At 38.5% G+C, this 23,444-nt stretch carries 28 protein-coding genes and 1 tRNA gene; 11 read left to right on the top strand and 18 right to left on the bottom strand.

Going from position 1 to position 23,444, the window contains the following annotated elements; genetic code table 11:
• A partial coding sequence (locus KME09_04675) for a hypothetical protein (protein MBW4533211.1) occupies positions 1 to 555 on the bottom strand: 555 nt, incomplete at its 3' end.
• Positions 556 to 804: 249 nt separating this feature from the next.
• Between KME09_04675 and KME09_04670 the strand changes: the two genes are divergently transcribed.
• The 6 genes from KME09_04670 to KME09_04645 all read left to right on the top strand — a co-directional run bounded on the left by KME09_04670 (position 805) and on the right by KME09_04645 (position 7,896).
• A complete protein-coding gene (locus tag KME09_04670; protein MBW4533210.1) occupies positions 805 to 1,059 on the top strand; it encodes a helix-turn-helix domain-containing protein in 255 nt (84 codons plus the stop codon).
• Between the two features lie 281 nt (positions 1,060 to 1,340).
• Positions 1,341 to 4,310 carry a hypothetical protein gene (locus KME09_04665; GenBank protein ID MBW4533209.1) on the top strand — a complete coding sequence of 990 codons (2,970 nt, stop codon included), beginning with the start codon at positions 1,341 to 1,343 and terminating at the stop codon, positions 4,308 to 4,310.
• A 278-nt stretch (positions 4,311 to 4,588) separates the two neighbouring features.
• Positions 4,589 to 5,692 (top strand): hypothetical protein, encoded by a 1,104-nt coding sequence (locus KME09_04660; GenBank protein ID MBW4533208.1) that lies wholly within the window; start codon positions 4,589 to 4,591, stop codon positions 5,690 to 5,692.
• 141 nt (positions 5,693 to 5,833) lie between these two features.
• Complete coding sequence (locus tag KME09_04655; protein MBW4533207.1) at positions 5,834 to 6,007, top strand: hypothetical protein; 174 nt, start codon at positions 5,834 to 5,836, stop codon at positions 6,005 to 6,007.
• Between the two features lie 25 nt (positions 6,008 to 6,032).
• The gene (locus KME09_04650; protein ID MBW4533206.1) at positions 6,033 to 7,268 is read left to right on the top strand and encodes a hypothetical protein; all 1,236 of its coding nucleotides are present in this window, start codon (positions 6,033 to 6,035) and stop codon (positions 7,266 to 7,268) included.
• Positions 7,269 to 7,545: 277 nt separating this feature from the next.
• Positions 7,546 to 7,896: a hypothetical protein gene (locus KME09_04645; protein ID MBW4533205.1), complete on the top strand. Its 351-nt coding sequence runs from the start codon at positions 7,546 to 7,548 to the stop codon at positions 7,894 to 7,896.
• A 312-nt stretch (positions 7,897 to 8,208) separates the two neighbouring features.
• Here the strand turns inward: KME09_04645 and KME09_04640 are convergent, their stop codons facing one another.
• The 4 genes from KME09_04640 to KME09_04625 form a co-directional block, all read right to left on the bottom strand.
• A complete protein-coding gene (locus KME09_04640) occupies positions 8,209 to 8,865 on the bottom strand; it encodes an HNH endonuclease (GenBank protein MBW4533204.1) in 657 nt (218 codons plus the stop codon).
• Positions 8,866 to 9,085: 220 nt separating this feature from the next.
• Positions 9,086 to 9,595, bottom strand: a complete 510-nt coding sequence (locus KME09_04635) for a hypothetical protein (GenBank protein MBW4533203.1) — start codon at positions 9,593 to 9,595, stop codon at positions 9,086 to 9,088.
• A 91-nt stretch (positions 9,596 to 9,686) separates the two neighbouring features.
• Positions 9,687 to 10,037 (bottom strand): DUF4062 domain-containing protein, encoded by a 351-nt coding sequence (locus tag KME09_04630; GenBank protein MBW4533202.1) that lies wholly within the window; start codon positions 10,035 to 10,037, stop codon positions 9,687 to 9,689.
• A 69-nt stretch (positions 10,038 to 10,106) separates the two neighbouring features.
• Positions 10,107 to 11,039 carry a DUF932 domain-containing protein gene (locus KME09_04625; GenBank protein MBW4533201.1) on the bottom strand — a complete coding sequence of 311 codons (933 nt, stop codon included), beginning with the start codon at positions 11,037 to 11,039 and terminating at the stop codon, positions 10,107 to 10,109.
• Between the two features lie 205 nt (positions 11,040 to 11,244).
• Between KME09_04625 and KME09_04620 the strand changes: the two genes are divergently transcribed.
• Entirely contained in the window at positions 11,245 to 11,505 is a 261-nt protein-coding gene (locus KME09_04620) for a hypothetical protein (GenBank protein MBW4533200.1), read from the top strand.
• A gap of 14 nt (positions 11,506 to 11,519) precedes the next feature.
• Here the strand turns inward: KME09_04620 and KME09_04615 are convergent, their stop codons facing one another.
• The 8 genes from KME09_04615 to KME09_04580 all read right to left on the bottom strand — a co-directional run bounded on the left by KME09_04615 (position 11,520) and on the right by KME09_04580 (position 16,623).
• Positions 11,520 to 11,711, bottom strand: a complete 192-nt coding sequence (locus KME09_04615; protein ID MBW4533199.1) for a hypothetical protein — start codon at positions 11,709 to 11,711, stop codon at positions 11,520 to 11,522.
• Between the two features lie 93 nt (positions 11,712 to 11,804).
• Positions 11,805 to 12,803 (bottom strand): phosphoadenosine phosphosulfate reductase family protein, encoded by a 999-nt coding sequence (locus KME09_04610; protein MBW4533198.1) that lies wholly within the window; start codon positions 12,801 to 12,803, stop codon positions 11,805 to 11,807.
• Between the two features lie 14 nt (positions 12,804 to 12,817).
• Entirely contained in the window at positions 12,818 to 13,252 is a 435-nt protein-coding gene (locus tag KME09_04605; protein ID MBW4533197.1) for a hypothetical protein, read from the bottom strand.
• A gap of 393 nt (positions 13,253 to 13,645) precedes the next feature.
• Positions 13,646 to 13,966 (bottom strand): hypothetical protein, encoded by a 321-nt coding sequence (locus KME09_04600; GenBank protein ID MBW4533196.1) that lies wholly within the window; start codon positions 13,964 to 13,966, stop codon positions 13,646 to 13,648.
• A gap of 312 nt (positions 13,967 to 14,278) precedes the next feature.
• Positions 14,279 to 14,644, bottom strand: a complete 366-nt coding sequence (locus tag KME09_04595) for a hypothetical protein (protein MBW4533195.1) — start codon at positions 14,642 to 14,644, stop codon at positions 14,279 to 14,281.
• A 656-nt stretch (positions 14,645 to 15,300) separates the two neighbouring features.
• Positions 15,301 to 15,627: a hypothetical protein gene (locus tag KME09_04590; protein ID MBW4533194.1), complete on the bottom strand. Its 327-nt coding sequence runs from the start codon at positions 15,625 to 15,627 to the stop codon at positions 15,301 to 15,303.
• Between the two features lie 210 nt (positions 15,628 to 15,837).
• Positions 15,838 to 16,029, bottom strand: coding sequence for a hypothetical protein (locus KME09_04585; GenBank protein MBW4533193.1), 192 nt, complete (start codon positions 16,027 to 16,029; stop codon positions 15,838 to 15,840).
• A gap of 363 nt (positions 16,030 to 16,392) precedes the next feature.
• Positions 16,393 to 16,623, bottom strand: coding sequence for a hypothetical protein (locus KME09_04580; protein MBW4533192.1), 231 nt, complete (start codon positions 16,621 to 16,623; stop codon positions 16,393 to 16,395).
• Positions 16,624 to 16,887: 264 nt separating this feature from the next.
• Here KME09_04580 and KME09_04575 point away from each other — a divergent pair, with 264 nt between their 5' ends.
• Entirely contained in the window at positions 16,888 to 17,373 is a 486-nt protein-coding gene (locus tag KME09_04575) for a hypothetical protein (GenBank protein MBW4533191.1), read from the top strand.
• A 117-nt stretch (positions 17,374 to 17,490) separates the two neighbouring features.
• On the opposite strand, the gene KME09_04570 is transcribed toward KME09_04575, so the two are convergent.
• The 3 genes from KME09_04570 to KME09_04560 form a co-directional block, all read right to left on the bottom strand.
• Positions 17,491 to 18,120 carry an RES domain-containing protein gene (locus KME09_04570; GenBank protein ID MBW4533190.1) on the bottom strand — a complete coding sequence of 210 codons (630 nt, stop codon included), beginning with the start codon at positions 18,118 to 18,120 and terminating at the stop codon, positions 17,491 to 17,493.
• Positions 18,120 to 18,713, bottom strand: a complete 594-nt coding sequence (locus KME09_04565; GenBank protein ID MBW4533189.1) for an MbcA/ParS/Xre antitoxin family protein — start codon at positions 18,711 to 18,713, stop codon at positions 18,120 to 18,122. Before KME09_04565 ends, KME09_04570 begins: the two co-directional genes overlap by 1 nt.
• A 257-nt stretch (positions 18,714 to 18,970) precedes the next feature.
• Positions 18,971 to 19,042, bottom strand: a tRNA-Trp gene (locus tag KME09_04560).
• A 100-nt stretch (positions 19,043 to 19,142) separates the two neighbouring features.
• Here KME09_04560 and KME09_04555 point away from each other — a divergent pair.
• Entirely contained in the window at positions 19,143 to 19,427 is a 285-nt protein-coding gene (locus tag KME09_04555; protein MBW4533188.1) for a hypothetical protein, read from the top strand.
• Here KME09_04555 and KME09_04550 read toward each other — a convergent pair.
• Positions 19,424 to 19,612, bottom strand: a complete 189-nt coding sequence (locus KME09_04550; protein MBW4533187.1) for a hypothetical protein — start codon at positions 19,610 to 19,612, stop codon at positions 19,424 to 19,426. The two genes, KME09_04555 and KME09_04550, sit on opposite strands and share 4 nt — an antisense overlap.
• A 353-nt stretch (positions 19,613 to 19,965) precedes the next feature.
• On the opposite strand from KME09_04550, the gene KME09_04545 reads away from it, so the two are divergent.
• Complete coding sequence (locus KME09_04545) at positions 19,966 to 20,385, top strand: Hsp20/alpha crystallin family protein (protein MBW4533186.1); 420 nt, start codon at positions 19,966 to 19,968, stop codon at positions 20,383 to 20,385.
• A 137-nt stretch (positions 20,386 to 20,522) separates the two neighbouring features.
• Here KME09_04545 and KME09_04540 read toward each other — a convergent pair whose 3' ends face one another.
• The gene (locus KME09_04540) at positions 20,523 to 22,859 is read right to left on the bottom strand and encodes an ATP-binding domain-containing protein (GenBank protein ID MBW4533185.1); all 2,337 of its coding nucleotides are present in this window, start codon (positions 22,857 to 22,859) and stop codon (positions 20,523 to 20,525) included.
• Between the two features lie 148 nt (positions 22,860 to 23,007).
• On the opposite strand from KME09_04540, the gene KME09_04535 reads away from it, so the two are divergent.
• A complete protein-coding gene (locus KME09_04535) occupies positions 23,008 to 23,373 on the top strand; it encodes a hypothetical protein (GenBank protein MBW4533184.1) in 366 nt (121 codons plus the stop codon).
• Positions 23,374 to 23,444 lie beyond the last annotated feature (71 nt).

The following is a 23,444-nucleotide window of genomic DNA, read 5'->3' as shown; positions in this document are numbered from 1 at the left end:
GTGATTGTATTGACGACCGATAACTGTGAAAGTCGCCCATTCACTGTGGTGTTCAATAGGGTCAATGACTTTCACTTTACTATCAAGAGCAAAACGAGCATGAGGGACATCGAGGGGATCTTGATCGCCAAACAAATCGCAGTCATTAGTTCTTCGATGATGAGTTTTGGCAGCCTGTTCAAAAAGACCGCACCAACCACGTCCATTAGTTTCTTGATAGTCGTTGAAATGAGGGCATTGAGCGCAGGTATCAGAATAACGCTCCAGAGCCGATTCATCTTTCCAGAAACTAACTTCTCCGTTAGTGATTTTGTATTTCCAGTAAGGTTGATTGAGTAGTTGTCCCGAAGGAGTCTTAAATTCGACTAGCTCCATCGCACAAACGGTAAATGGGTTAGATGGATGATTTTGGTGGATAACTTGTTCACCAAAGACGAATAAAGGTTGTGGGTAAGTGTATTCGGTTTCATTGGGGTCAAGTTTGGGCGCAAATTCAATGGTGATTAACTGTTGTTCGGATGTCTGTACTGTTGGTTTTTCAACGGTGTATGTCATGATAGTAAATACCTTAATGAGATTAGTTGAGGGAAGGAGAGTAGCAGCCGACCAAAGCATTGCTGCTCTCCTTTTAGTTTTTTAATCCTTATATCTATAGTATAGCTTGTAAAGCTAAAAAAATAAATCGAAAAGCTATATTATTTGTTATGAAAACTATTTATATTGATATTATTAGCTTATAAATGCAAAAATATAACTTCATAAGCTATATTTAATAAGTTGCTCATTTTTAGGAGATACTTATGAATGCAATCTTATGTTAATTGGCGTGTGGCAAAAGTCTATTGGAAACTCAGAGCAGTTATGGCAGATCGAAAAATTACTAACAAGGCATTGGCTGAGGAGCTTGGAATGAATCCAGTGAGTATTTCCAAATTAAAAAGTAATGACTTGTTGCCAGAAATCGGTGGTGAAGCACTAGCAAATATATGTCAAGCAATTTCCAAGCTTAGTTCTAGGGAATGTAGCCCTAATGATTTAATCGAGTATGTATCTGATTAGTTTTGATGTTTTTAGACTTTAGACTGAAGGCATTAAAATCTTAAAACCCTAAAACCTTGGTTATTACATTAACGGTAGCCAAAAAATATTTCACATATTAGTAAAATATCTTAAACGCAAAAGCGACCGCAATTCTTTTCCAGGGAGTGCGATCGCTTTCAAACCAATTTCCAAAAAAAGGAATTAGCAACTATGTATATCTTAAATGGTGTAGGTAAAAACTGCACTCACGTTTCAGCACAAGTATTATCAAATCGCTCAAAGCAGTTGGGAGGTGCAATGTGATAGGATTTATCTCGCCATTCCAGATTTTAGATTACTTAGAGCGCTTAAACGTAGTCAAAGAAACTTCAAATGAATACCATTGTACTTGTCCTGTCTGTGGAGATGGTGGGTTCAAGATCAACAAGAAAAAAGGTTCGTACCAAGCGTTCAAGTGTGGCTGTGAAGTTAAGGATATTCGGGAGGCAGTGAGTCCTTGGTCTGAGGTGACAAGGAGACAGGGAGCAGGGGAGCAGGGGAGACAAAGAGCGCATGAAAGCTTAAAACTAGCTCGACTTACTTCACTCCCCACAGATTCGCCTTCACCAGAGTCAAAAGTTATTCCCGAATGGCTAGTTAAACAAGGAGTACCTGTTTCAGCTACCGAAACTCGTTATTGGTACTCAAAAACTCAATGGGTAAGCAGATTTGAGTGGCAAAATAGCGAAGGCATTAAAGAAAAAACAATCCGCCAGGGTCACATCAAATCGAATGGGTTAATTCAATGGAGCAAAGGCGCAAAAGACTGGAGAGCCTATCGACTAGGAGAAGCAGTTAAACATTGTCGGGGAAAATGGGTCTTAGGTTTAGAAGGAGAAGGCTGTGTTGAAACAGCCAGAGCGATCGCCGCTTCTGGAATAACCTGGCAGGGGTCAAACTGGACACCCAAGGCGATCGCCAATGATTTGAGCGCCTTAAAAGACAGTGGAGCAGCAGGATTAGTCTATTTCCCCGATCATGACGAAGTGGGGCAGAAAAAGGCAGAATTAGTCAAATCAGCTTGCCAGTCAGTCAACTTGCGATGTTTAATTATCTCGCCAACAGATGTCTGGGCGGATATGCCAATTAAAGGAGATCTCACTGACTGGGTAGAAGCTCATCCTCAGCTTAGTACAGATGAATTAATTAAAAGATTAAACAGAGGGATTACCAAAGCTGCCGAAAGAAACTCACTGAAAAAAAAGGAGCAAGAGCAAGCAGAGGTGTTAGCTAATTTCCCTAACTGGTCACAGTCAGACATTGCCGAATGGCTAGCATCGAAGTATCAAGGTCAATTAGCCTGGAATGTAGAGGAACAGGAATGGTATCACTACAGTTCGGTGACAGAGGGGATTTGGAGCAAAGGCTCGACAGAAAGAATAGGTAGGTTAGTTAAAAATCAAGTAAGTGAGATCGCCCGTGAACTAGCCAAATCGGGAAAGAAGAAGCCGAACTATACCATCAGTTTTGTCAATGGAATAACCGCATTAGTAAAGTTAGACTTAGAAGTAGACAAATGGAACGAAGCATCAGGAGTATTGCCACTGCTCAATGGAGTTTTGCACCTTGAAACCAAGAAGCTGCTGCCTCATTCGCCTCAAAACCGATTAACCTGGTGTTTGCCGTATAACTACAATATTTTGGCGACTTGTGAACCAATTCAACATTGGTTATTAACAATGTGTAATGGCGATCGCCAGTTAGTAGAATTAATGAGAGCGTATCTGCTGGGAATCGTCACAGGCAGAACAGACTGGCAGAAGTATTTAGAATTAGTTGGACCAGGGGGAACAGGGAAAAGCACCCTGACCAGATTAGCCACGGCATTGGTAGGGCAAGAGAATGTCCATACCACAACGCTGAAAAAACTAGAAAAAGAAAAGTTTGAAACCGCCTCGATCGCTGGTAAAAGGTTGGTGTTGATCAATGATTCAGAGAGATATGCAGGTGAAGTAGGTAAACTCAAAAACCTGACAGGACAAGACACATTGCCTTATGAGGTGAAATTTAAGCAGTCTAAGGGTGGTTTTTCTCCGTCGGCATTAGTAATTGTCAGTACCAATGAAGTCATCCAAAGTTGTGACTATACGTCGGGGTTGGCAAGAAGAAGAATATCTATACCCATGTTCAACCAGATCTCAAGCGATCGCCAGAAGAACCTGATCGAACACAAGAATGGTGAGATGAGGGGTGAGTTTTTGCCCTACATCCCAGGATTATTGAACTGGGTGCTGTCGATGGATGAGGAGTCAGCTACTTCAATTGTGAAGAACTATGAAGTGAGCGTGCCATCATTATTGGCAATGAAGGCAAGGACATTGGTGGAAACGAACCCGATCGCTGATTGGTTAGATAACTTTATAGTCTATCAGCCTGAAGCTAGAACCAATATTGGGGTGGCAAAAAGGGATAAAGATAGTAATTCCTCTCATTGGTATCTAGACACCGATAAATGGCTATACGCTAACTATTGCGAGTATTGCCATAATAGCGGGACTCGTCCAGTTAGTTTACGCCGATTCGTCACCTTGCTATCTGATTTGGGTAAAAACCAACTGGGTTTGGATATTAGTCGAGAACGCGACCGCCATGGGTCATATTTTGTTGGTCTGAAGATTCGAGAACAGAGCGACACTTCACCACCACTGATCACAGGTGAGCGTCCATGCTTTAAGTTAAAGGGCATATTCCACTCGGCGTGTTTTGGGTTAGAAGATTCTGTCCCAAAAGCCGCCGATGCTCACCCGAAGGGAAATACATCAGTAGAAATAAATATTAGTCCTCAACCAGAAAACACAAATGTAATAAGTAAATTATGGGCGATGGTGATGGATAGAGTGACGACTGTGATGGAATATGTGATGGATGAAACGATTGACAATGATGAATGTGATGACTGTCCTAAAGGATACCGCTCCGCATATGACGGCATTTTTGAAAAGTCAAGAGAATTAGAGAACAATGTAGAATTTCAAACTGGATGTAATATGCCAGAAGAGGGACAAAAGGAGGAAAAAGAAATATTAGAAGAGGTTTTGAAAATGCCGTCACCGAAAGTAGAGTCAGTCATAACAGTAGGCGATCGCGTAGAAATCGCTGACTGTCCAGGGCATTGGTCGTGGGCATCGCCGTTTACAGTAGAAGCGATTGAGGGTGAGATGGTTAAATTAGAAATGGTCAGTGAGTTAGTAGAAATAGAGAGGTTGTCTGTAATTAATGGGTGGAGCTAGAAACGCGAAGAGAAGGCGCGTTTTACGTGGTTAGCTGACCATATAAAAGCCGCCGCTCAAAAGCCGTCGCCCGTTGCGGAGGATAAGGCTACTGAGCAAGAAGAAAAAAAATTATTTTGATGGACGTAAGCATTCTCAGATTTGCCACACAGCAAATCAGTTGAGTAGAAGGCGATTAATTTGTCGTTTTAGCTTCCGTTCGGGAAGCCTCGTCTTTACTTGGGCTGTTACCCCAAGTATATTCGTCTAGCAGGTCAAACTTTAAAAACATTAAGAATATGGTAAGTAGAGCAGCAGAAAAAGATGTAGCCAAAATCAAAAGACTAGTAGAAAGTGCTTTGAGTCCGAGAGAAAAAGCCATGTACGAAAGCTTACTACACAAAGCAGAACAACAAATAGCTAAAATCAGGGATGGTGAAACTGCAACCAAGGCAGAAGCGAAAAAATCCCAGAGTACGTCTCAAAAAAGCCAGAAAGCAGTTGTAGCAGCAGCAGAAATAGTCGCCCCTGGGTCGAAAATGCGTGAGTCTACAGTAAAACTAGATAAAACAATAAGTTCGCCTTTACAAGAGACAGTAACCAAAGAACTGCCACTGGAAAAGAAGGAGACATCTTCAGAGGTAGAGGCAAACGCGGCAATATTTCAAGCAATTGGAGTGATTGAGGGAATAATCTGCGTAACCGAGAAGTCGCAGCTAACAATCACTTTAGGTAATCAAAAATATCGCTTGGGTTATACGGCTAAATCGAGAAAACGAGATTACGCTAAATTGCTCGAAGAAATATCTAGCCAAGGAAGTAAAATCCAGAAAATATCGGTTTATCCTCAAGTCAACTACAGGTCAGGCGTTCCCTGGCTTTTAAAGCCAGGGCTTGCGCCTGACCGCATTTCGCGGTTAAAAAAAGAGGGGAATAATTTTACCTACGAAATAAACTTTAATTTAGTATCAGTAGAAAAACCTTCCCTCCAAGAGAAGCAGAAAATAGCAGGAATATTTGGGGATTTGGCGGTAGGAGAATTCCAAATATCAGGATATTGGCAGTATGTAAAGTTTTGTGATGGTCCTGGTATAACAGTGATGAGAAACTACAGTGAAAGTTTAGCCAAACAAGCCCAAAAAGTAGGTCAGCAAAAAGCAAGTAGGTGGTTGCGCCCCAATCATCTACCAGTAGAATGGCTCGATTCGTCACCAAAGCCGTTTAAATACGATCCAAACTTGGAGCAACAAGGGCAAATGCCACGTTTATTTGTGCAGACAAAAGTTAAATTTGAACCTGAGTTGCAGAAATTTATGGTGATGGAAGAACTAGAACAGGCTAGAACACAAGCTCCTCGATACTTGAAAGCTAAACAGAAAAATAATGATGAAAGTCGAACTTAAAAAAGAAGGAAAAAGCTGAAGGATTATCGTACCAGTTTAGTTTTTCAAGGTAGTGTTAAAAGTCGAGATTCGGGATTTCTAAGAGTAGGGCTATCAGCTAAAATAAAGTTAGATGCTTTTTTATGACGTGAATTTGGAACAGTGGTGGGTAAAATTATCTGGATTGCTCCTCCATCAAAAATCACAAAAGATCGGGAAGAGATTTTTGATGTAGAAATTCAAGTAAGTCTTGAATTTAAAGCACATTTGAATTATGGTCAAACGGGGATAGCAGAGATTGTGACAAGAGTAAGAAGTGCGCTCGACTTTTTTTGATTTTTCGCTCTGGAAATTGCAGGTAATGAATTCGATTTTGGCTATTTTTAAGAAATTTTGTTTAAAAGTTGGCTTTTTTAATGGTGTTTGCCATAAATACGCTCAAATAGCGCGTATTTATCAAATAGTTAATGAAGATTATAGAATAGTATTAAAAACTTATTATAAACATTCAAACTATAAAAACTATCCGAACAAAAAAGCTTTTCGCCAGCTTATACCTGAAATAATTGAGTTGAAAAAACTTATTAGTATGTTTTCTATAAATTGGAAAATATTCTCTTTTCAGTATAGGCAATTAAAAAAATTATATAGAAAAAAACAATATTATCAAGCTGGCAAATTAATTAATAAAAAATCTATAGATATACAAGGTAATTTATTTTCACTTTATCAACTTGCCAAACATGTAGAAAAAGCTTGTAAACAATTATACTATTCCAAGGGCAACTTAGAATTAGGTTATCAAAATGAAGATTTACAAGAATTATATGATAGTAGTCAAAAATTTGCTTTTAAATTTAGCCAAACTAAAAGTGCTGCAATTAATAACCTTAAACCGCAGATTTTTGCTGAACTTTCACAGCATTATAAAGAGAAAAATTTTGGTCAAGCAGCAAGAAAATTTTTAGATTTTATTTCATACACTAACTTTGAAAATGGAATTTATTCAGCTAGAGATTATAGTGAAAATGATCTACAATATATTCCCTATGAGAATTATTTTGTTTATTGTCTAGAAGAGCAAAAAGAACTAGAGAAAAAATGGCGTGAACAAGAATCATCTGCAATTACTACTTTTTCTCCCGATAGTCCTTATTACTTTGACTATCTAAAGAATAAAAAATGGTGTGACGAAAACAATTACTCAGAGTTGTTTTATCAAGATAGTTTATGGTATGCATTTCCTGCAAATGCTGTTATTCCTATTGTAATACCTTTTAAAAATAGAAATACTTTTGAATATCAAAGTACTAGCGCCTTTCTTGCGGGATTTTCTCTTGGTGTTATGATATTTGGTATGGGCTGTATGGTAGTTTTGGTCAAAGACGAAACTATTAGTCTATTTAGTTCTTGTTTAGGTGAAGCTATATTACTTTTCTGTTTTTTACGTGTAAAAAAGACTTGTAATAATCATATTTCAAAATTTAATGAAACCAATATTTTTACGAAAAATATGAAACAAGACTATAAAATACTTGGATTCATAAGTGTTTTGTGTTTTGGATTAATGTTTCTGTTAATTTTTAGTTGTTCATGAAGATTAATAAAAATATCTCAATGTTAATTTCAAATTTAGGGTTATTTCATTCTAAAAATTCTTGTTTTCCCGATCGTGTATCTGACTTTATCCTTTCTATTGCCTCAAGAATGTCAGTGAGGAAAAGTAGAGAGTTTCCTGATTTACCATCATATCGCGTCACCGCTCCGCATATACTTTAGTGCGAGTCCGTTTACTGTAGAAGCGATTGAAGGTGATTTGGTTAAACTAGAAATGGTTAATGAGCTAAGAGAAATAGGGAGGTTGTCAATAGTCAATGGGTGAAGCAAAAAGAAGAAAAGCAAAAGATCCTAACTATGGTCAAGTCAAACAAAAAGTAGTTAAGGGTAGTTTCTCAAACTCTTATAACTCTTTTAGAGAATATATAGAAGACAGCACCAAGCAAAAAGGTCGAGGCTATGTTGCTTGCTGCTCCCTCAAGTGCTTTTACTATGGTCAGCAAGACTTTCTGGGTGACGAAGAAGATTTTCTTCTTAAAGCTGTTCGAAACTACGATCCTGGTAAAGAAGCTATTGTAGTTCGACAATTTTCTCCTAATAGTCCTTTGTTTACTACTGAAGTCTGTCCTTTGGATGAACTCAACCGAAGTACGAAGCAGCAACTCTAACAATGTTGCTAAAAGATCGCGCTCGCCTAGTTTAATTATTTTGCTAATGGTTTTTTGTTACTCTAGTTAATGATTATCTGCTGGTAGTCTATTATTCGCCTTCAAAGTGTTATCAATTTTTGGTGGCGGACGAAGAGGCTAGAGTTCATCAGTTTCAGGAAATTTTTTATACGGTGGAGGCAACGAAAGCTAAAGGTATGGCAGCGATTATGGCAATGTCTTGGTAGACAATCTAACTTCCTGTCAAGTTAACTTGTTTTGTGATTGGCAAATAGCTTCGCTTAGCCATCATCTCAAGCTCTTAACTTACCTTCAGCAATGTATGTGAATTTTGTAGCGGTCTAACCAAGAAAGGTCTAAAGTCCAATCGTGGCAACTTCGTGACTGCCAAAGAGCAAAAGCACCATCTATATATCTATCGGTTTGTTCTGTTGTCCAATCGTTAACTTTGGATAGTTGAGCTTCTGCTTTTTCGCCCTGACCCTGTAACCGAGCTAGACCTATGTGTTTGACTTGGTGACAACTTGGACATAAAGCCGTTAATCCTGACAAGGTTTGAATATAATTTGAGTCATCGTAATGCCAAATTTCATGGCATTCGACGGGGTGTTTAGCACCCCGACCGCCACAGACTTCGCATTTATAGCGAGCCTGCCTGTAGGTTAATTTTCGTAAGATATCCCAAGTTGGTCGCTCGACATTACTTCGGACATTTGAAAACCAAGAGGTTGAAGGGACAAGTTCGATAGTCAGCATTTTGGCTCGAAGCAAACCGCTATCAAAATCAATATTTTGAACAGATAATCGTTCTTTAAGAAAATTTACTTCATTGTGGAGAAAAACACCACGCACTTTGAAGTTGTTGGCAATCAGGACGATCGCTTTTCTTTGCTCGATATCTTTTAGATATAGCTTTCGGAGCGGATTGAGAATTTTTTCTGGTGTTGAGGATTGTTCGGGAAAATTCATGAGAAAATGTTTTTGTTGTTGAGTGATAATGTGGATAACGATTAATGGAAAGCGACAGAAGGCAATGTTGAAAAGGCTTTGGATCAATTATTAGTGTTTGCTCAATTAAGACCAGATGGGATACCAACCGCAGTGAAAACATTCTCGATTAGGCTCTCCTAAAGGATTAGCGCTTCGCGTCCGCCTAGCCTTCGGGATCGCCCTAAAAAATGGAAAAGTTTCAATTCGACCAAGCGCATTCAAAACACCGATGATAGGTTATTTCACCGTAAAGATCGATTTCAGGAAAATATTCAGAGTGGCATTCGGGGCAAGTACTAGGAGATTCGGCATAATAAGTGCCGTTAATTTGTTCGATCAACTTGCCATTACTCCAGCTAAAACTGCCTTGCCAATCATAAACGGATTCGGTAGATTGTAAGTAAAAATTTAGCAAGGGAAACATAGTGGCTATTCGATCGATACCTTTATGGGGAGCATTCCTTAGAGTATCAAACTGTAATTCAATATAGTCATCACTAGTATCGACAATTTCGACAAAACAATCCCACTTTACGCCCCAATTTCTCAATGCCCAATCGTATTGCTCTTGACCATTCAAGCCATCAGGACAAGGTAATAGAGACTGAAACAGTTTTAGTTGAGATCGATCGATGTCTTTCCAAGGTAGGCGCTCGATTTGCTGGGAATCGCCTGTAATTTTCAAAGTATTATTGCACCAATTAGGCATGGTTGTATTCTTGATTGGATATAAGGGATAAGAGATGGTCAGAAAGCGATGCCGAAGGCTAGGCGGAGCCTCCGTTCAATGCCTTTGGCAGTCACAAATTAAAATCAAGATGGTCTAAAGCAAAATGAAGGGAATTCCAGGTAATTCCCAAGTTAGCATCGTGGTTAGATTCCAAAAACTTTAGGACTTCAAGACAGTCTTGTTTTGAGATGTTTAAACCTTTTTGGGTAGCAATTTCCATAACATCATCAGCACACCAAATGATAGTAATAAAGTCCGAATTTTCTGCTAAATAATTCAAAGCAATATCAATTGTTTGCTGCTTGTTTGCGGGAGTGATAATTTCAGCATTTTCTAGAAGCTCTAAAATCTCTGTAATAGCTTCACGATAGGGACTGGTCGAATTAAAGGTAGAGGCAAAAAAAGTTTTAGTCTCAGACATAATTTTTTTGGTTGAAAGAATCAGCGATGAGGCAATCGCCCTTGAGGGCGATCGCAGTCACATCAAAAATTAAACTAATTCAAGAGCAGATTGATGAGCGTGGGCGCGAAGTTTAGCGGAATTGCCAAACCAAGAAGAATCAAGACGATTAGCATCGCTACCACGTTGATGATCGAGCCATTCGGTAACGCCGTTGTAGGCATCCCAAAGATTTTGACCTTTGTTACCGCGACCCCGTTCAAAGTTAGCAACGATTTGAGGATAAGCACGAGTAGATTGAGGAGTATCAGTATCTAAGACAAGAGACAAATAGAAATCGAGATCTGCTTGATTAAGACCGTAACTTGCCATCGCCTTATATTCTTCAGTAGCGATCGCAAACCGTTGGCGAGCAAAGTCTAAAGCTGTTTTAGCTTGATTGAGTTTGCTTTCAAGGTTTCCCTGGTGGCGAATACGAAAGGCGCGACCAAGCTCTTTATCTTTGTTTCTGCTTCTTAAGGCATAAGATAAAGTGTTCTGACAAACAACACGAATCGGGGTAAATTGAATCCAAATGGCGGTAGAGCCATCATGAGAGTTTGATAAAAGCAAGTATGGTTTAACAGGATCGTCTTTAATGATATCTACAGGAGATTGATTAATTTTGGCTAAAATCCAAACTCGCTTACCATCTTTAAGGCTGCCAGCACTCTCTAAGGTGACATCGCCATCGTGAAGCAAGAAGTCAAACCAGCTAAAAGCATCGTGGTTTTGTAAAGGTTGATACTGTTGTGAAACAATTCCCAGTAATTGAAAGTCGGTAGAACGAACTAAAGATTTATGGGTGGAAACGGGGCTTAAACCAAAATTAGACTGTGTGTAGATAGGCTGTTCTTTTACCTGCCAATCAAGACCAGCATCAACGATAGCTTGAGCGGTTGTAGGCGGGCTGTTAAGGACAGTTCCTAATCCGTGCCATGCGCCTTGATTAACAAAAAAACCTGATTCAAATTCATGTGACATAATGTGAAATATCCTATTGAAAGTAATGGGTCAAAGAAAAGAGGGCGGAGCCGACCAAAGCCAGCCTTCTTTTCTTTATGAATTAATTATAGCATAAAAACGATATAATTAATATCTTATTACGCTATATAAAACTAAGTTGAAAATAGTTAAACTAGCGTCAAAGTGATATAAGTAAGAAGTTGAATTAAGAAATGAAGAGAAAATGGACGCAAAACCGTTTAGCGATCGCCTCAAAGATTTGGGCTGGACACCCTATAAACTTGCTCAAGAACTAGATAAAGTGAGGCAGACAAACAAAGGTGCGGGAAACTATACTAGTACGGTGATGAAGTTTTTAGAGAATCCGAATAATTCTCGAACAATAACCCTTTTAGATTTGGTGACAGCAATGGAAGGAGAAATTGTAATTCGCTGGAAAGTCAAAAAAGAGGTGACAGTGGATCATCAAGAGATTAAAATTTAAAGTTTTTTTATTTTCTAAAAGGACAAAATAAAGCGATCGCTTTCAAGGGCGATCGGGATAAATTTCGATTTTAGATAATTTCCTACTCCTGACTCGTCAATATAGACTCGATCTTCAGGTTTCGTTTTACTGATTTCTAGCTTAAACTTTTGCCTTTTTTCTTCATCTCGTTCTTGATACCCAGAAAGGCGCATAGTTCGCCGCATCTAGTTTTTTTTTCGAGTATAGTTCAGTTTGTTCAGCGCTTTGCCGATGGTGCTGTCGCTTATTTTTAAAGATTTTTGACTCGAAACTGTCGATTAATAGCTGCCGCCAGATAAAGATGCAGTTGCGCCCCTTGGCGTTTGCCATTGTTCGGGAGGCATCCAGATAGGATTATTCCATGATTTGGAATTGGCAACCTCTACCCAATAACTATTGACTTCCCTAGCTGTTCCCAAAAGCGATCGCTCCAATACGTTTAGCTGCGGTAAGCCCTTTTTATTTCTCTGCCGATCGTAGGCAATTGTCGAGCCAAACTCTTTTTCGTAGTTGGCTATTTCTTTTGTAATGGTAGGATCGATGCGATTTAATGTAGTCCAATCGTCGTTATTAATAAAAATGCACGCTCGGCAACTGGCACGCCCATAACCTAGTTCGTAGCATGGATGTGATTGAATGCCAGATTGCTGAATTCTTGCCCACACTTGCTCGGTAGTCCAATCAATTACTGGGCGATAGTGCCAGACTTCGCGCTTTTGGCAAGAAGTTCGATGGGGTTCTAGTTCTTTGTATTTTGCCCGTCCTGGCGATTCTTCCCGCCGTTCTCCAGTTACAACTACAGTTATTTTGCCGTCAAATCTTGATTGGTTGCGGATTGAGGCATCCATCACAGAGATCTTTAGAGTGGCAGAACACCAGCGAATTGATAAATTTCCTGTAGGCATAGGAAATTTTAGTCGAGTATTAGGGTTGCCCTTGCCTCCAGATTTTTCCCAGGTACCGTCTGGTTTCTCAAAAAACACTGGAGCGGTAGCAGTGTTGTTTCGTAACATCTCTCGTCTAAAGCCACCATCTCTGTAGCTATAGTAAATTGGGATTTGAAAGTGTTTGGCAACCGCACGACAATAATCTTCAGTAATTGCCCAGTCAAAAAAAGTAGTTTCGCTACTATGACCATCGATCAAATGATGGTGCAACTCTATCTTTTCTCCATAGCTTCGGTCGTACAAATTCAGGATACAAGCGAGGGAATCTTTTCCTCCTGACCAAGCGACAAGAATGCGATCGCATTTATCTAGTAATTCTTTAACATCCATTTTATTTGTGATGATTAATGGTTAAGCAAAAAAGCAGAAAAAGTGTCAGCAGAAGATTCAATCAATTGCCAAAGCTCTTGAGCGGACAAATGTTCTAGGGGTTGCCAAGCACAACCGCAGAGAAAATTATCTTGTTGTTGATCGGTGAGTTCATACCAATCATCAGGTAGTGACTCGGTGAGAAAATTCTTACTACAAGCTTGTAAAATCTGGAAACGAAATTGATGATTGTTTAAACTTGAGTCGGGCAAAACTGGGGTAACTTCTGCAATTTTTCTTACATAAAGCCCACTTGCTTCGATCCAGTGGCATTCATGTTCGATCATTGATTTTAGGCTGTCAGGCTCATCTGTTTCTAATGCTTCTAAATAAGTTGTAGTAAGTTCGTTTATATTCACTTCCACGGTGAAAGTATATTTCTTAATGTTCTGAGTGGAGGAAATGCTCATTTTTTTGTACCTGATTAGATATAAAATTAAATTTCGACTTGTCGTCCATGTTTTTCTTAGTTGAGAAGCGATCGTTCACTTGAAAGCGATTAGGCTCTGCCTAGCCGAAGCGCATCGCTATGGCTCAAATAAATAGGATGGTTGTTAAAACTAGCGGTTAAAAATTGATACGAGCGGTTGTTATTAGGTAAATATTGAGGAATTAAAGCAAAACTTACAGTGCAATAAGCAGAAATAGCAACCAACAGAATCACAAAAGATGTTCCTACGCCCCCAGAGCAAAACTTTTTAAAAATGTGCAGGATTAAAAGCGATAGTTACGCGATCGCAGTTAAAGTTTAGCGGAATTACCAAACCAAGAAGAATCGAGACGAGGATTAAGATTGTTGTTGGTTAAATCTCTAATCGTCGAACTATGGATGAGGCATATTCGTGTCGTTGGCTTGGGTTGGTCAATCGTTGAGCATGAGGCGAACCAAAATAGATAATTTTAGTAATTTCAGCTTTGGGGCTACTTTGAGCAGCTTTGGCAACAGCGAGATCTAACTCTTTAATAATTTTAGGAGAAAGAAGATCGTATCTACGGCTACCGCTTGCCGAATCGTACTGGCAATAGAGTAGGGCGTAAATTTGTGCATTATTAACGTCCATAAACTTGGTTAAATAAGGATGAGATTTTTTGGCGATGTTGAAGGCTGGGAGGAGTTTAATCACTCTTACAAAAGCGATCGCCGCCTAGCCTTTAGGGTAATTGCAGCAATGATTAATAAACGATCGCTATGTAGAGTCGAATCGCTCTTGAGTGTGATTGTCCATGGTTTGCGCCCAGACAGATTCCCAAACTTATTTTGGTGTGGCGAGATCCCGAAGGGTAGGCGGAGCCTAATCGCTTGAGTCGAGCTTAGTCAAATCTTTCCGTCTCACCTATATAATTTTATATTTAACATAAGAAGTCAAGTAAATAACTAAGTTAAGCAGGAAAAATTAAATTAATAATTCACCTAGCTCAATTAAAGGGGCAATTAATTATTCGGTGATAAATGTTTGATTGAGATTAGCTAACAAATGTTGAAATTGAGGGTCATCCGAATAAAAAAAGAGTTTGTGGGTACATTCACGACTAATAAACTCGATGATATTTTGTTCGATTGAGAGTTGGGAATAACCAATCCAACCATCACCACGCAAAACCGAGTCCAAAAAATCAAGGTCGCCATTAATAATCTCTTGTTTATCCTCATAAACCATTAATTCAACCAAGTACCTAGCTAATAAAATGCGATCGTCCGTAGCTACAATTTTCTGTAAAAGATCGAGACGTTGTTGTTTTGTGCCATGAGCGACATTAACATCAATGATCTGTAACCAATTTTGTGTTTGAGTGTTGTTCATTTTGGTTAGATTTAATTTCTTGAAGAATATCAGCGATATTAGTCTCGATGACAGGATTGCTCATTTAATATACTTTGTAGTTAAGAACATATTGCTTGATTAAACATCCCCAGATGATTGGTATTCGGAGGGGATGTTTATATTTTACAGTGCTGTTTCGCTAATCCGTGATTGGCATTGTTGGCTAGAGAATCTGAATTAAGGTATTTAGATTACCCGCAGAGTTCAAAGTGAAACCGACGTTTCAGCTTACGCTTACTTTGGCACAATGAAGAATCTGCGGGATGCTTGAGTCGAGGTTAATCAAGTCTTTTCGACCCACTTATATAATCTCACATCTAACTTAAAAAGTCAAGTAATTAATGTAAGTTAAGTAAAAAGAAGCTTGAAGCCGATTTAAGAATTCAGCTATTTGTGATAGGTGTAAAATTCGACATTTGCCAGAAGTATCACCACAGCAGGGGCAAGAATTAGATCGGGTGGTAGTTAAAAAGCTCATTAATTTGTACCTGAAAAGTAGAAAAGAATTTATGGACAGGTGATTTGCGATCTCACGAGTAAAGCGATCGCTTCTGGAGAGGCGATCGCTTTACTCGTGAGATCGCGAGGATTTTTCCTCAACTTTTTTTGTTGAGGAAATTATCTTATTTTGAGATTTACGAATTCAGTTTACGCTGTTCTTTGAGCAAAGGAGCAAAAAAAGTTTCAGTTTGGATTTGAAAAGGACTAGGCTCAAAAGGTTGTTTTGAGTCCTCATCGAGCTTAAGAATGATTTCATCGGGGATACTAGAATACTCTGCAACTAGGCAATCTAGCTGGTTGAGGTCAGTAATTTCGTCGTAATCAGTACCGACCCAGAGTAAAAGCCCATCTTCGTCTTCGGATAAGTTGAGATCTTCCACAGTAGCGAAGAAGGTTCTTAGAGGTTGGTCATATCCAACGTAAATCAAGTATTGTTCCGAATCAATTTTATATTTACTCATTTACTTTAATTGGTAAGGGTGTTGATTTTCCCTAAAGCTGGTACAAACAGCTTCAAGGGGTTGTTGTTGGTAGAGGGCTTATCTTATCTTCTTTTCTCTTATCTTTCCACGTCGAGCGATCTCTCACGAGTAAAGCGAGCGCCATAAGTTTACAGATTGTGGCGCAAATGAAGGGACTCAGATGAAGGGAAGTACTCTTCGTAAAAACAATCATGACTCAAACCACTCAAGATAACGGATTAAATAGTGTTCTTCTTTTGGCTCGACTGAAATAATTTTGACAACATCAGAATCAAAATAGGGAGCCTGAAAAACTTTGTTGCCACATTCATCGGTATAAATATACTTACAGAAAAAATGCAAGTAAAGTTTATTGGTTTTACGAGTAAGAAAATCAAACATAATTTTCACATGAATTAAGAAATGAAGAGAAGGGCGATCGCCTATTCAACAATTGACGGCGATCGGACGCGAAGCTAATCCGTGATTGGCATCGCCATCAAAATTAAACTAATTCAAGAGCGTTCGAGTGAGCGTGAGCGCGAAGTTTAGCGGAATTGCCAAACCAAGAAGAATCGAGACGATTAGCATCGCTACCACGTTGATGATCGAGCCATTCGGTAACGCCTTTGTAGGCATCCCAGAGAGTTTGACCTTTGTTACCGCGACCCTCTAAAAAATTAGCAACAATTTGAGGATAAGCGCGGGTAGATTGAGGGGTATCAGTATCTAAGACAAGTAAACATTAATCATATTTAAGTATTTTTATCTAGCTATTAATTTATCAAGAGTATCAGCAGAAGATTCAATTAATTGCCAAAGCTCTTGAGGGGACAGATGCTCTAAAGGCTGCCAAACATGAGCGTAGAGAAAATCATCTTGTTGTTGTTTGGTGAGTTGATACCAGTTATCAGGTAGTGGCTCGGTGAGAAAATTTTTACTGCAAACTTGTAAAATCTGGAAACCAAATTGATGTTCATTACAAGAGTAAATCATGATTGAGCAAGAAAAGAGTAAAGGTACAGGGATTAAGATCGTTTCAAAGTAAGCATTTCAATTGGATCGAGTTTCTCGGCTTTAAAAGCCGAGAAACTCGATCTGCGTTGGTTAAATCTCCAGGGCAGGGCGAACGCATCTTAAATTGAGTGAAAATGATAAATTAATTTGAGAACAAAAAACCTTAGTACAGGACAAAAGTTGAAAAAGAAGAGAGAAAAAGGGTTTCATGATAAGTAACTACAGTTAATTTATGAGAACCCTATGAATAATGTTAACTTGCTTCGTAACACCTTGAAATCTCATTTGAAGTGGCATGGAGCAAGACTAAGTTTTCTGGCACTATTTCTCATTGCTCTATTCAGAGTCAAGACGGTAAATCTAGTAGACTTATCAATCGGATTTAAAAGCAAAGCAAAGAAAGAATCAAATTACAAAAGACTACAGAGATTTTTACGCGATTTCGACTTAGATTATTACGACATGGCTAAGTTGGTCATTGAAGATACTCATTTAGTTGATTCAGAACGCTTAAGTCGCTTATTTGCCTTGCTCACGATCGCCCTTTGTTGGGCATATCGTACTGGTGAATGGTTATCTGACCAAAAACCCATTTTAATTAAGACTCATGGACGAAAAGCGCAAAGCATTTTTCGTTACGGTTTTGATTATTTACGTCATGTTCTACTTAACTTGGATGAACATCAAGCTGATTTTCGTCAATCTCTCCAGTTTTTGTCCTGTACTTAGAGCTTTTCTAGTTGTCGGCGACGTAAACTCAGTGACAAATGCCATCTCAGGTCCATTTGCCTAGATTTTAAGCGATCGCATAAGCAGGGCTGAGAGACTTCATATCCTCATCAAGTGTTAGTCAAAAATCATACTATTTTCCAAAGCGCAATCGGCAATAGCAGCACGTAGGGAAGACGAATTTAAAGCCAATGTTTTTATCTTTGCCGAATCAAGCTGTGGCTTCGCTCTTTCATAGAGAGCAATTGAGTCTTCGCTATTATGTGCATTGTTGAAAATCAAGCCATCAATAATACCGTAAACCTCAGTTTTCTCGTAAAAATATTTTCCCCATTGCTGAGATAAATTTCGCTCTGGTATTTGACTCACTGAGCAGAGAATTCCTGCTTTCATAGCTGCTTTCCCTCGAAGATCCAGTAATTTAATTGTTTGATTTAAAGTTAAAAGAGCTACTTGATAATCCTGCACATCAATAATTCTCGTATCTCCAAAAACTTCTACTAGACAACAACTCAGGCTAAAGCCCCAGTAGTTAATTCCTCTCTCATTATCCTCAAGAGGATCTTGGTGACTGTATCTATGGTGATCGAACCTTGCTCTTGGCCCATTAAATCGAAAACTGATTGGTCTAGTATTGTACTGATTTGGATTATAAATTCTTCTAAGTTGAGTGCCTATTTGTAAAACTTGATATTCAGGTGAAATAGGAAACTTTGGATCTGGGGGTGGTGGATTAATCTCTACCATTACTGTCCTATTCCTACTCCCCTTGCTTCAGTTAAAACTCTTGCCAATTTTTGCTCTTTGAGCATTTCGACAGGTGTTTTACCTTCAAATACTTGGTTGGGGCGAGTCAACCAGCTAACTTTAGCCAAATTGGAAACCTTCAGTGCAGCAATCACAGATGGCAATCCCTCTATAACTCTATCTGCACCATTCACATCAAATTGCCATAGTGGATACTTCCATTTTCCATTGTCTTTGACCGCCAACAGCGTTTGATTATTGACTCGATCTAATGGAGTCTGTCTTGAGCTACAATTCAGTAACTTTGCCACCTCGACTCCTGAAATAGTATCTTTCAAAAGTATATTTCTCAGGGAAAATGATTTGATTAGATTACTTAATTCAAGCTCCTTTCTTTCTTCTAGGCTATATGACTTTCCTGCAATTTCATCCGCTAGTCGCTTCTCCTCAATTGAAGGGCATGATTGAGCAGCTATATCCTCAAACCTTTTTTTTAAGCGATTTTTAGTGTTAAAAGACATACTTGAAATCAAATCTTTAAATGAAGATAGTATTTCGCGATCGCTATTGTCAGCTACAGTAATGGTTTTCATTGATTTACTCCTGTGCAAGATATTTCCATTTATTCTAGCTAATTATTGTTCAAATTGCCAGAGATGTCCAGTAAACTAGCAGTTAGCTTAAGTTGGTATATGTCGGTTAGATTGGAAAACTTATATGTGCCAAATCTAATACCAATAGACTCAAAGCAATTAAAAATAATCAAGCACAAAAGAAAGGTTTGAACCGCGTTATTGCTGATGCTTCTCGCAGTTAAGCTCCTTAACCAATTTGTCTACAGCACCACAGGCGAGGGGACTAGGATTTGAACCTAGAACAAGAGTTTTGGAGACAAGAAATGTTGCCGTTACACCATCCCCCCTGGTAACAGCGATGGGCAAAGCCCGCGCTCCGCGCATCGCAATTAGGAATCTTAGGCATAGCAATAATCGTTATAATTTGAGCAAAAAACCTATTCGTATATGGAATGTAAATTATGCGCTCGTGAGATGAACAATCTTACAGTCCATCACTTAATACCCAGACAATATACTAAGCGAAAAAATCTAGAAACAAGTCCGACAATAGATATTTGTTCGGCTTGCCACCGACAGATTCATGTTTTATTCGATAATAAGCGTTTGGCGAAGGAATTAAATACTATCGAAGCTTTGAAAGACGAACCACAAATGCGTAAATTTTTAGCTTGGGTAAGAAAGCAAGATCCGCAAAAACGAATTACAGTACGTCGCCTCAATACTTATTAATACCCAATGACAACTTTAACCATCTCTAGCCCTATGTTAAGAGCTTTTTCTGCTGTCTCGTAAATCTCTTGTGGCTGATGGATCGAACCATCCCAGAAGACTATCTCATATTGATAATAAAGATCGCCTACATAATACACCACTAGAACTGCACCGTTAATGCTGATTAATCGTTCGAGCTTCATAGTTTTACTTAGGATTAGACAAGACAAACCGAACCGTTATAAGTATAGTTTTCCCAACCTGTTTTACTTATTGCTTGTTCGGGCTAAAATTACTACCGTCTATGGGATATAAGCCACACTTCTTTGTTTTTTACTGGCTGATTAATATATAAATATCGAAACGCGAAAAGCCGTTGTGGGGGTTCCCCCCATTAAGGCTATTGAGTAAGAAACGGAAATATACCGAAACTCTAAATTAATCAACTAAAAAACTATCGATTGAAGGAGACACAAATCATGGCTTTAGTAAGGCGGCTTTTGGGTATGAGTATTCACACCCAAAACGCGCCGTAAGATATAACCCTTGGCATGAAATGAGTTCTTTACAACGCCAACTAAATCACTTGTTCGATGATGCTTTAACTCCTGAAAACTGGAGCGATTTTGGTAATCTAGCTAAAGTACCTGCTGCGGAACTAACCGAAACTGATGATGCAGTTCATCTCAAACTAGAAGTTCCAGGCATGGAAGCCAAAGATCTAGACGTTCAAGTTATGGCAGATCGAGTAGCTATTTCTGGTGAACGTAAATCAGAAACTAAAACAGAAGAAGACGGTAGAACTCGTTCTGAATTCCGTTATGGCAAGTTCTCTAGAGTCATTCCTCTACCAGTACGGATTCAAAACACCAACGTTACCGCCGACTACAAAGACGGTATCCTCAATTTGACTCTACCTAAGTCTGAAGAAGAAAAAAATAAAGTAGTGAAAGTAAATCTAGAGAGCGAAGAGTAGCGAATAGTCTTTCCTCGGATAACGAACAAACGTCATATAGACTAATAGTTAAACCCAGTTACTCATGTAGTGACTGGGTTTTTTGTTTCAAAGAGCGATCGCGTAGTGATTGGATTTCACTTTTAAACGCAGATTATTTAGAATATTTGCTTTGTATTGTTAAGTTTTAATTTAGAAGCTTTATATTTAGCTCTATTAGCAGCCCTACTATAAGCTCTACTTGTTTTTTCGGGGAGCATTTGTATGTTGACATTAGCTTGTACAGGTATTTCGGTTATTTCATCATCAAAACTACGTTTTGGTCTTTGATAATTAAAAGTAAAAGTATCACCACTGTTTATTACTTTTTGAATTTCATCATACATAGGATAATAACCAGTACCACTTAAACTTACCCAACCTCTAGCTCTGCTTAATGCTACAAACAACTGGTTACGCAAATTGATATTAGATTCATTTTTGGCTACATTATCGCAACCAACAACGTAAACCATATCAGCTTCATTTCCTTTAGCCCGATTAAGACGAGATACTGTCACTCCTCCTTCATGCCAAAAAGTATCAGGGTTGTAATTATTCGGGTTGTATTTATCAAATTTAGGATCTAACTGATTCAATTTAACGGCACTTGGAATAAAAATATCAATCCCTTGGTTCATTAAGAATTCTGCAACATGAGTTTCTAACTGTTTAGCTTCATAGCCACCTAAAACTAATACTAAAATTTGTCGGCTAGGTGTCAGTCCGTCATATTCAAGATTATGTTTAATATTTTCAGCCAAGATAGAAAACTCTTCCTGTCTGGAACTGTATGTATTAAATTGAATAACTGGTTCACCCCAAAGAGTAGGTATTGGATTGGGTGAGTTAGCTGGAGGACGATGTAAGGTTATTTCTTGTCCTTCTCTAAAAGCTCCTTGAACTTCATATCCAATGCTTTCCCATTCAGTTTTTGTAGTTAGTCCTGACAATATACCGTTTGGGCGAAGTAATCCCATACCAATTGCATGAGCAGCAGTTAAAATTTCCCCTGGTGTACGATAGCATCGGTGCATAACTTCAGATTTATTAATCCCACCTTTGTATTGTCGTCCTCTGCTAAGAAGCTGGCTTAATTCTTCGCCAAATAACTCTTTAGCTGTAGGAATTTTCAAAGTATCCAAACTTTGAGCTTCATCGTAAGCCCAAATCAATCTTTTTTGTTCTGGTTGTGAGCGATCGCAAGGACGAAGTGATTGATAAGCCATCCAATAAATAGCTTGCTTATCTTCATATCTAAGCTGTATGGGGTCTGCAACTAAATCTTGACCTTCATCAATGAGAACAGCGTCAAACATTGGAGTAATATCAATATTTTGCATTAACTGTTTACAAACAGTTGCTAATCCTTCATTTGGCTGTGTATTTTTGATAGCTGCCAAGGGATGCTGATTATGTTCTTTACAAATAGTCCGATAAAATCCTGCTCTATCTCTTGCTCCCCAAGCGTGTAAAATTTTTAACTTACTTTGAGCTTGAACATTACTTTTATAGTCAAGTTCTCCATAACTATAGTGACGTATCCATTTATCAACTAGATTTTCTATTTGGTCGTATAGAGAACGAGTGAAAAAGACTAAAGCAATATTCCAATCAGGATGTTTGAGGTACATATTAGCTGCTTTCTGACAAAGCAAAACAGTTTTACCCGATCCAGCAATACCTCTAATACGCTGCGCTCCTGGGGGAATTTCTAAACCGATATGTTGTTGTTGTAAGTCTAGTTCATAAAGGCGTTCTCTTAATTGATTAATTACACTAGAGCGTGTTTTATTATCTTGAGCAACTGTTATAGATTTATTGAGAGTTCTACGAAGTACGGGAGTGCCACCAACAACAGCAAGAAGAAGCTCCCATTGTTCATCATTAAGATTTCTGCCAGATTGAACTAAAGAACTTTGTTCTATTCTTTTGATTAATGACTTTGCTCCTAAATCCTCTTTGAAGATAATAGGAGGACAACTGGGAAGTCGATCAAATCCTTTTTCTTGCCATTCTTTTTCGCTAATGAAAGGTAAAGCTACAATGGCTCGACCTTTGACTTGACGACAAATTATCTCTTCGCGATCGCAATAACCAAGCAATGAATAAAGTTGTTTTTCGGCTTGTTTATAAGGAGAAGGACTGTCCTGTGTTGTGTAGAAATTTTGAAATTCCCACAAATGACCATTTACTGACTTAATCTGGTTAATTGTAATTCCCTTAACTTCAGTAACTACTATTCCAAATTCTTTATCTACTATTAAAATGTCAGGTTCTTTACGACACTCTCCAGTTTTAGAGAAAATCGGATATCTCCAATAACCAATACATTCGCGATCGGCAAAAGCTTTTTTGCAAGCATCCCATGCTTTTTGCTCACAATGTTCGCCATCTTGACCGATTGGCTCTGTTTCTATGAATTTTCTTCCTTTTTCGTTAATTCCTACTGGCATTGTAATTATATATATACTACAAACACCAGCTTATTTTGGGTAATTAAAATACGCTGTGACTCTGATTTAATTGATATCTTAAAATTTGCTCTTTTACTCTTTCTACTGTGATATCCTGACACTTTTGGCAATCAACTATTTACCGAAAGTGAGTGAACAATTAGAACTATTCAATCTCAAATCAGCCTATCGAGTAGAGCAACCAAAGAAATTAATGAGCAAAGATGCTCTACTAAAATGGAAAGCTAGAATCTTTAAGCATCAACAGAAAATACTGAATACAAAACCACCAGAGCAAACAAGCCTGTTTGAGCCACCAAGAAGTCATTGTGATGCAGATAATATTAATCCTTTTGAATTGAAGCTGCACAATGCCCAGTTCTACAGGCTGAAAGAACATCAAGAAAGAATCTGTATTTACTTCATCATTGATAATTCACTGCCCCTGCTGCTGTACATAGGTTTATATAATACACAGCATTTACAACGTTCAACAAAAAGCTTTCTTGCATAGTGTATACTTTCTATAACAAGTTTTAATCGTTGACTCTATTATCTGTGAATAAGCTTAAAAATCATAAAGTC

Source organism: Pleurocapsa minor HA4230-MV1 (assembly GCA_019359095.1).
GTDB lineage: Bacteria > Cyanobacteriota > Cyanobacteriia > Cyanobacteriales > Xenococcaceae > Waterburya > Waterburya minor.
This window is presented reverse-complemented; position numbering and strand designations above follow the sequence as displayed.